Origin of the sequence: uncultured Nostoc sp., assembly GCF_964245575.1 — a bacterium.
Taxonomy (GTDB): Bacteria; Cyanobacteriota; Cyanobacteriia; order Cyanobacteriales; family Nostocaceae; genus Nostoc.
On record NZ_CAXTNP010000278.1, the window covers coordinates 1 to 9,781 of the forward strand.

Consider the following 9,781-nt stretch of genomic DNA (forward strand, 5'->3'; position numbering starts at 1 on the left):
GGACATCTTGATTCAACCACTTTAATTGGTAATTTCTTTTTCGGAAATCACCTTAGATCACGGGATAAATAGACCACTGATAACTTGTTCACTGTTAAAAAGCTACCGAGTGCGGTCGCATAGAAATATGGAACTTGGCTGTTGCTTCCGCATTGTCCCAACCAGGCGGGTTTCGACACTTCGACTCATTTCGGCTACGCTCAATGACCAACGCTCAATGCATCGCTGCGCTCAACTGACTTTTCACGGGATGTGGAAAGGGGGGATTGGTTCGCGAATAATATTCGCGAACCAAGTGCTATTATTTGTTGTATTTAGAAGTTTCTTCGATTAAATCTTTCAAACCCTGATTGAGAATTTCAATTGAACGATCTAGTGCTTTAATTTTAGCTCTGTTAAGAATTTGTTCTAGAGCATCAATGTAAGCTTTACTACCAGCCTTGCCTAAATGCTTGTATTTACTGAGTTTACCATCAGTCTTTGTGGAAAATATCGCTTCATTGGTATGTAATTTGTAATACCAGTATAACGACTTCCTTCCCTTAGCTAGATAGCGAACAATCCAACAGGAAGGTGCAGCTTTATTTTCACGCAAGTCCCTTAGCTTAAACTCGACCAAGCCAAACTTTTTTTTCAATCAGTTCGGCGATTGGATGTTTAGTTGTGGCTTCAGGCTCAGTATCGCGATGCCATTCTTGCCAAATACCTGCGGCGAGTTGAGAAAACTCACCCCCCACTTGATACCAACTAGGATTATCTTCTCTACTCCATAGTTTACATAGCAAATCTAAAACTTTCTCAGACGTGAGGTTTTTCATGGGGTTTAATTTGTTTTCGTTTGATTTAGTTAAGCTATTTTCTTCTCTAAAGACCCTACTAAGTCCTTCTTTGACGCTGAAATTGCTTAACTTATCCGAACACCTAGAAATATTAAAAAGTGCATCACAAATACGTCTATTCAAACTTAGATATACAGCGCCCTTGAGTGCTTTTAAAAAAACCTCCAACGCATTGGTAACATCATCTTGAATTAATAATAAATATTCTCCATCAAGCAAATAAATTTCTGAAAGCACAGCTTGCCAAAAATTATTACTGTGACCAGCAGTTAAATCAGTTTTAGCAAGTTTATCAGCAAACTTGGATGCCTGTTTTGGCAAATTATCTTCTCCAAGCCTGATCCAAGCTCTTCCTGCAAAAGCTAGCCATCGAGAAGCTCGTTGAGCTAAACCAATACGTAATGCATAGTGAGCTGCTCTGAGAAAATTTTCTGCGGCTTCTGAAAGAGAACTTTTATCATCAGAAAGATAAAACTCTATCCGTGCAACATTTCCATACATTTCAGATAATGCTAAATACACATCCCAACCAGGATCTTTGTAACAAAATCCTCGTTTAATTGCATCTCGAATTTTACTGTCCCAGATTTCTAATCCCAGCCACTGACTTCTTTTGCTTTGATCAAATAAGTTCTGCTCGTGCCCACAAGAAAGCTCGTACAGGTAGACTTCTGATTGAATGAGAGCTTGGATAGGAACAAGCTCTTGCTTGACTTTCTGATCTTCCTCAAGGACTTGGTTCATTTCTTGAATGAGCAGTTGTGCGTTACGGATGTTTCCTTGAAAATTGGATAGTCTTAGCTCTAAGCGTTTTGTCAGAAAATAGCAGCGAGAGAAGTTGAGTCGATATGAAAAGTAAATATCCTCTTGAGGAATTTTACTCAGTTCCTCTCTGGCTTTATAAGCAATTTTCTTAATCTCAACCGTTTGACATTCTTCATCAAGAAATTGAAATTTTTGAAAAGCTCTTCTGGCTCTAGTTAATCGCTTTCTCAAATCAGAGAGAGCCTTACAGGCTGAAGTATAGATTTGGATATCTAGTTTGCCGGATGTACTTTGATCGGCTATCCATTGCTTAGCAGCATAGACGATCGCTTGTAGCATAGTAATCATTGAGTCGCGATCGACCCAAATTCCTTGATAATGTGATCTATTACCGATAATTACTGTTGTTTCAACTAAAGAATCAATACTGCTGTCTAGGGTTTTGGTTGAGATGCTGACGTTAGCTACATGCTCTGCCAAGCCCATGTGTAGGCTCAAAGCACCTATAGCATTCTCAACGATTGTATTGCCAGAAGTGTACATCCATTCAATCAGCTCGTGAGATTTGCCATCATAACTAAAGCTACAGGTTACTAAGGCCATAATCACGGGAGTGAGGGAATCCAGAGACTTGGCTTGTGGTTGCATTGTCAAGCATGAACCTGGCGTTTTCAGAGCACACTCTGCTTGATGACCTATTTGTACGAATTGAGCGTATAAATCACTATATTCCTCTTCTGCATTAACATATCGAGATAAAGTTTGAAATTCTGTCTTTTGCACTCTAATGTGAAGGTTAGGGAGATTTTTTAGCATTTGCTCTTTGATCGCAATGCTGATGAATAATCTGATAGCTTCTTGCTGGGTAAATTTTGTCTTACCGCCAGCTTTGAGCCTGTCCCTAGTCCGCTCTAGCTTGTCAATTACTTCCAGTCTCAGTTTTAAACCAAGTGTTGGGTGCGATTCCCAGAGATTATCAATCAGGGATGTTAAATAGTCATTCTCTTGATATTTAAAATGTCCTTTGTTAGCAATTGCTATTTTGTTATTTGCGATTGCTAAAAACTCTTGAGTCGTAGGTACTAAATCTTCAACCTCTAAAAACTCAAGCAATGCAACTACTTGAGCAATTTGAAAAAACCTTTCTTGGCTGACCTTAATAATACTAGCGTTATTTGGTAAGAAACCAGCAGACTCTAATAGTTCATCAGTACCAATTTCTCCCAATAATTCTCGTAGTTCGTTAGCATGAGGATGAGATTCGATATCTTGGGAGTTTTTTTCAACCTCTGCTTTTGATTTTCTTTTCGATGGTTTATTGTTTTGCAGAGTTTTGCAAAGTTTGATTAAGTCTTGACGGTTAACTGGTAACCTCTCTTTTTGCTGATTGAGAAATTCAATCACAACTGGTCGGCTAACACCCATCCCTTTTGAGAGTTCTACCTGCGTTGCTCCCATTTTTTCTAGGAAGAAGTGAAGCATCTTCCTGAGTTCTTCTTGGTCTTCAATACTTTCTTTACTCATACTCTTGATTCTAGAGCTAGTAGTTGTCAAGATAATTTACACTAAACCTAAAATATCTTCATTATCTGTAACTTTTTATACATAAAACCTTAAATTTACGCTTTTTTTCCGACATGTCATTTAAACCATGCTTTTTTTTAATATATAGTTCTTATATTGTATATATAGCTACATTTTACTAGCAAACTCTTGTTTTACATTTACATGTACATAAGTGTTTGCTAATCAATTATGTCCCTTTTCTTCAGCAGTAGAAAGTTTTCTTAACACTGTGAAAAGAAGATAGCTAGGTTTAAACAAGTCAATCAAACTGGATTAATAGAAATTCAATGCGGCCTAAGTCAAGGTCAAGACAAAGTTGAGTGTTGCTGTGAGGATGTGAAGAATTTCCTGATTCCGTTACAAGACCTAGCTTTTTAAACATGCGGCATCCTCAATAGGAGAGTTAAGACGGTTTCAGTATTTGCCATTGGTAGCCCACAAAATTAAACTTTATTTTGCAAGTGATAGTAGCATAACTCTACCACATGCATTTTTGGGCTGGATCGCACTTTCATAAAAGTATTTGCAAACAATTGAGGTAAATATTTGTTCGCGAAACATCGATAGAGATCGCCGTATCGATGCCGAAGCTTCGCATGTTCGTTGCTAAGAGATACCGTTAATTGATTAACACTTGGAGAGTCCAAAATGCATAAATTTGTGGTGTGAATTAAGCTTTTGCCCATGACAAATAAATTGAACTACAACTAATCTGATTGGAGTTTATAGCCATGACACCAAAACACTATAGTTTACTGTTGCAATTTCCTGCTCAGTTCGTCAAATATTTTTTGCTAGCACTATTCGCTTTTGCAATTATGTCTATTTTATTCATTAGTTTTGGTGGTTTACATATTGTTGTAATGCTACTGCCCTTTGCAGGCAATTGGTTTTCTAAGCTGGGAATTATCTTGTTGTGTTTAATCACAATAACAGTCATCTTAGAATCTTGGCGTTAAATATCGCGTTACCCGAAACCCATCGGGGGAAGCAGTTCTGGAGTGCGTTCGTCCTTGATGTTGCCGTAGGCATCCCCTGCGTTCTTTATAAGGAGCGATTGCTTATTGCTACACCCACCCAACCTTTAGTAATTCATCACTCACAGGAGATGTGTATGCACAATTCTCAAGATTTACCAGAAGATTTCAAAGCATTTGAACAGAAAATTCTCCAAGCTGAAAATCAAATAGCCAAAGCTACAACTGAACTCTTTCGCTTAGAATTCATTCTTGATCGCATTTGCTATGAAATTCAAGATTCACTGGGCTTTGATTTTGTCAATATATCTCTAGTCATGCCTGCATCAAATACTATTGAAGCAGTACATGGAATTGGCATTGGTAAAAATTGGGTGAATCGAGCCAGACATTACCTTGAGGACGATCCAGAATTACGAGATATTCAAGCAGATATAGTTAAAGAATGCCACACTGAGATTATCTCCGGACAAAATGAACGATTTGATAGTTGGATATTTGAAACATTTGACCATCACAATCTTGTCCGCATTTTTACGCCGATTATTCTGATTCGAGATGAAAGCGGCAAAACTCTAGAGAACTGGTTTGAAAAGTATGATTGGGAAGAGAATTTCGTTCCCAAACAAATTGGTACTGAAAAGCAACATACTATTATCAGTATGAAGCCAATACCAGGTTATGCTCCGCCTAAAGTAATTGGCTCTGTAGAAGCAGGTTATGAGAATTGTGACACCAAAATTACCCATCAACAAGCGATCGCTTTAGCTAAACTTGTTGCTCGCAGAGCGCTAGATATTCGTAAAGCACGTCTGCGTTACGTATTAGAAACTGTTGCTGAAAATGCTAGGCACATTTTAAAAGCTGACTTCACTACACTGCACTTTTTGTGGGAACCACAGAAAAACCATTATATTTACGAAGTTTGTGCGGGCTGTATTGATCATCTGCTTCTCAAAGACTTTCCACCGCGCAACCCAAGTTTAAATGGGTTAGGGTGGCAAGCTATTATTGAGGGTAAACCTAAATTTTTACCGGATTTACCAAAAGCAGACGAAAATTCACAGCCAAGCTCCTTTAACCCAATAGCTTTGAAAGAAGGTTCTAGAACTTATGCAGCTTTTCCGTTATTACTAAATGGTAGCAACGCAAGTATACAGGAAATAACTGCTCTTGATCGAGATACTGGTAATCATCATCAACATAAGACTAGCCAAGGGCAACTAGAGCCTATTTGTGTAGGAGTTTTATACGTACACTTTCAGCGCGAACATCAATTTAGTCAAGGAGAGTTGCAATGGGGAGAACTGTTCGCTAGTCATGCAGTTGATGCCATTTGGCACGCAATCACCTATCAACAGATGCATGATAAAGCGCGTCAATTAGCCACTATTCATTCAGTTGCTCAATCACTCAGTCGGATACCAGAAAATGCTGATTTATTAGGACATATTGCGTGGAACACTTTAAATGTTCTTGCAGCTGATGTAGTGACTATTTATGCATATATTCAGACCGAAGATCATTTTTTACCTGAAGTTAGTTATGCAGGTCGTCTGAAAGAAGAGCAAAAAATGAAAGATACAAAGCTTGATAAGCAAGATGTACCATTTTTACTGATTGGGCATGGAGAAAATATCTATGCTTCAATAGTCTCAAATGAACCTATATTTCAAGACTCAGCTTTTAGTCAACGAGAAAAAATTCAGTCCGTAGCTGGAGTTTTACTCAGGGTAGAGCGAGATATCGTTGGAGTTATGTTCATTAATTATCGGCAGACTCATGATTTTTCGGGCGAAGAGAAACAAATTATTAATACTTTAGCTTCCTCCGCCGCAACTGCTATTAAAAATCAAAGATGGTTACAGACATTAAGCAGTATTGACCGCAAGATTATTACTACATTAGAAGAAAATGAACTGTTGAAATTGATTGTACAGCAATCAGTACAAATCACTGGAGCAGAATTAGGAACCATTCGGTTATTAGATCATGTTAATAAATTGCTAGTCACGAAGGTTAGCTATCCTGAAAGCATACCAACTAGTCAAGCTCCAAAATACGGCACTCTAGACAAAGGAATTACAGGTTGGGTTGCAACTCATCGTCAGCCAGCATTAGTGAATGATGTTCAGTCCGATATACGCTATCAACCCTGCTTTACTAATGTACGTTCAGAATTATGTGTTCCTTTGTTAGATAAGGATCGTGGTGTAATTGGCGTACTTAATGTAGAAGGACGTAAACCAAAAGAATTTGACCAAGGAGATTTACGCAGGTTAGAAGTTTTAGCCGATCTCGCAGTTATTGCGATTCAAAATGCAGAAACTAAGGAACAACTTGTCAAAACAGAAGCAATAGCTACGTTAGGTGAACTAGCAGGCCCATTAGTTCATAAGATAAATAATTATGTTGGTGCTATTCGTGTATGGGCGCAGGATATCTTTGATGAAAATGATGATTGTGCTCGCAGCAAGGCTTTAGAAATTATGTCATTAGCAAATAAGGTTTTAGATGATGCTGAATGTTTGAAGATTTGGCTGCAAGAACAACGTCAACCTATTAATCTCAAACAAGTAGTAATTAAAGCAATAAATCGGATGCACATAAGTTCAAATATCAAGCAAAATTTGCACATTTCCGCCAGCTTACCTGAAGTATTTGCAGGTAAACAGCAATTGATATATGTCTTCGATAACCTGATCCAAAATGCTGTAGATGCCATAATAATGAAAAGTGGAATAAAAGGCGAGTTATCAATTGAGGCTAGAACTGATGAGGAAGGTTTTGTGAGAATCATTGTTACTGATTCTGGTGTAGGCATTGCACAAGAAAATTTAGAAAATATTTTCCAGGCTGATTACTCAACAAAGGATGCTAGAAGAGGCATGGGTTTTGGATTATGGTGGACAAGATTTTATGTTGAGCGATTAGGAGGAAAAATATTAGTGGATAGTAGCTTTGATGCAGGAACAAAGTTCTCTGTGATATTGCCAATCTACAAATCGGGTATCTGAGTTTTTAAAAGCAAGTACAGTTACCAAATTCATTGAATAAATTTAAATGAGAGATTTAAAAGTGCTTTTAGTTGAAGATCGCTCAGAATGGCAGAGTATTCTTCAAGAAAAGATTCGTCGTGCTCTGCAAGATACTAATCACTTAGAGATTAGAGTTTTGAGAACTTTTGATGAGGCTTATAAATCCCTTAACGAAAGCCAATGGGATTTATTAGTTACTGATATTGGTTTGGGCGATTCATTTGTATCGTCGCAAAAATTGGGAATTCAATTAATCGAATTAGCTAGCGAACGACAGATACCAGCAATAGCAGTGAGCGGAACACCTCATCTAACTACTCAAGATTCTGCTGATTTAGTTACAGAGAATGGAGCCATTTTTTTTAGTAAGCAAAATTTTGATAGTAAAAAGTTTATTGCTAAAATTCAGGCGCTTGTGTGTAAGCAGCAGGATTTAACGATGAAGGTAATTTTAATTCTGGCATCAAGTCCAGTTAATGAAGCAAGGCTTCGTTTAGACAAAGAGGTGCATGAAATTGATGAAGGTTTACGTCGTTCTCAGAGGTGTCATAAATTTAGATTAGAGCAAAGATGGGCTGTCCAGGCTGATGATTTGCGTCGAGCTTTGCTAGATATCGAGCCACAAATCGTCCATTTTTGTGGACACGGGACTGGTGAAGACGGACTGTTGATCCAAGATGAAGATGGCAATTCAAAGCTTGTAAGTACAGAAGCTTTAAAAATATTATTTGAATTGTGTGCTAATCATGTCGAGTGTGTTCTGCTCAACGCTTGTTATTCTGAGGTACAGGCAGATGCTATCGTCGAGCATATTAATCATGTAATTGGTATGAGTAAAGCTATTGGAGATAAAGCTGCGATTAAGTTTGCTACAGGATTTTATGATGCCATTGGGGCAGGTAAATCAGTTGAGACTGCTTATAAGTTTGGTTGTAATGCGATTCAATTAGAAAATATTCCAGAACACTTAACTCCTAGAATGAGAAAGAGACAATAGTTTAATAATGCCCACTCAGCGCAATGAGAATCTCCCAAAATTAGATTGTGCTTGGATGGATAATACCTTATGAAGAGCGATCGCTTGATTATTGCCCCACAAAGTATTTTTGTAAGTCAAGCAGGTACAGAATCACCAAACAAACCCTTGTAAGCTTCAGCAGCTTCATTGCCAAAACTACCAGCTTGGGTATGGCGAAGCAACGATTGAATGATAGGTACAACAATACTTACACCAAATTAGGAATTAAAGCCTACGACTACCACTGGTGCTGATAATATAATTGTAAATTCTGGGATAGAGCCAACACAGCTACTAAGACAAGAAAAACAATTGATGCAGCAATGCCTGCTGTTTTTGCTGCTTCTAAAATTAAAGTTTTATACTCTTCAACTGTAATATCACCTCGGTAAAGATCCAAAGAGTATGAAATGGCTGTTACTATAACCTGGATGAGAATAGCGGTTCCTGTTGCAGTAATACCAAGTTTAGCAATTGTTCCCGAATTGGTGACGATAGAATCTACTGCATTGTAAACCCGAATATAGAACTGCTCCCCAACAGTCATGACTTCCCCGCCGCGACGGATATTATCAACGCCTACTTCTCACACAATGTTGTCTCCTTTAAATAATCTGCAACTACCCTCCTACTTCGTTAAGTGGACAAAGCTTCTGAGGCGGGAGGGTAGTTGCAAAAGAGCAATTCAACATATAGAGTAACTTCACTTCTGAGCGATCGCTCGTTTATACATAACCGAAAGCTTTGGCAGACTTCACGTACACCCGCTCTAACAGATTCACTAGCAACGGCGGGATATTTTTACCCCAAGGTGGAGAGATGTACCAGCACTGTTCTAAGTTTTGGACAAGATTAGTCATACAGTCACTTATAAGAATTTGCTCTTTTCGAGAGTGAACACCCGTGGCGGTTGTGTTGCAAAAACAATTTGAGGACAGACGATCCACCTCAATCATCACTTCTTATGCAACGACTGCAAAAATTTGAGACACGAATTCTACTTGAGCTTCAATGTCCCCTTTAGCAGCACCTTGAATTTGTCCCTTACGGATCATGTTCATAGCCTCATATCCCCTCAAGGTTCGCCTTGCCGTGTTGAACGAGGCAAATCCCATTCCTGGTTTAACCAATCGTTTAATAAATCGATGATCTTGTTCCACATTATTATTTAGATATTTGACTTGTCGTAATTTACAATCATCGGGCAATAATTCTAATTTTTTGAGTTGATCAATTGCGATTGGATAAGCGGTATTTTTATCCACATTAATCACTTGTGGAGTTCTGCTGTGACAAGCTTTTAGAGCTTTACGAAAAAATCTTTGTGCAGCTTGTGCATTCCTTTTGGCACTCAACATAAAATCGATAGTATTACCAGATGAATCGACGGCACGATACAAATATTTCCATTCACCTTTCACTTTTATATATGTCTCATCCACCCGCCAAGAATCATTGGTTTGACTCAAGTATGGTCTGCATCGAGATTCAATTTCTGGAGCATAAGCTTGTACCCAACGGTAAACCCGGATTTCTCACAAAGCCTGAAAAAAGAAGAGTCAAAAACTGCCAAAATGA

6 protein-coding genes and 1 pseudogene are annotated in these 9,781 nt (G+C 38.3%); 2 read left to right on the plus strand and 5 right to left on the minus strand.

The window, feature by feature from the left end; all coding sequences use genetic code 11:
• Window positions 1–301 precede the first annotated feature (301 nt).
• Together ACFFAP_RS31055 and ACFFAP_RS31060 are read right to left on the minus strand one after the other, a co-directional pair.
• Window positions 302–595 (minus strand): hypothetical protein, encoded by a 294-nt coding sequence (locus ACFFAP_RS31055; protein ID WP_375514819.1) that lies wholly within the window; start codon window positions 593–595, stop codon window positions 302–304.
• Between the two features lie 10 nt (window positions 596–605).
• Complete coding sequence (locus ACFFAP_RS31060) at window positions 606–3,128, minus strand: hypothetical protein (protein ID WP_375514820.1); 2,523 nt, start codon at window positions 3,126–3,128, stop codon at window positions 606–608.
• Window positions 3,129–4,086: 958 nt separating this feature from the next.
• Here ACFFAP_RS31060 and ACFFAP_RS31065 point away from each other — a divergent pair.
• Entirely contained in the window at window positions 4,087–7,164 is a 3,078-nt protein-coding gene (locus tag ACFFAP_RS31065) for a GAF domain-containing protein (protein ID WP_375514821.1), read from the plus strand.
• Window positions 7,165–7,225: 61 nt separating this feature from the next.
• On the plus strand, window positions 7,226–8,182 hold the full coding sequence (locus tag ACFFAP_RS31070) for a CHAT domain-containing protein (protein WP_375514822.1): 957 nt from the start codon (window positions 7,226–7,228) through the stop codon (window positions 8,180–8,182).
• Window positions 8,183–8,441: 259 nt separating this feature from the next.
• Here ACFFAP_RS31070 and ACFFAP_RS31075 read toward each other — a convergent pair whose 3' ends face one another.
• The 3 genes and pseudogenes from ACFFAP_RS31075 to ACFFAP_RS31085 all read right to left on the minus strand — a co-directional run.
• On the minus strand, window positions 8,442–8,750 hold the full coding sequence (locus ACFFAP_RS31075) for a hypothetical protein (protein WP_375514823.1): 309 nt from the start codon (window positions 8,748–8,750) through the stop codon (window positions 8,442–8,444).
• Between the two features lie 178 nt (window positions 8,751–8,928).
• Window positions 8,929–9,063 (minus strand): DUF1392 family protein, encoded by a 135-nt coding sequence (locus tag ACFFAP_RS31080; RefSeq protein ID WP_375514824.1) that lies wholly within the window; start codon window positions 9,061–9,063, stop codon window positions 8,929–8,931.
• Between the two features lie 102 nt (window positions 9,064–9,165).
• Window positions 9,166–9,729, minus strand: a pseudogene (locus tag ACFFAP_RS31085) (IS6 family transposase); the annotation flags it as partial.
• Between the last annotated feature and the right edge of the window lie 52 nt (window positions 9,730–9,781).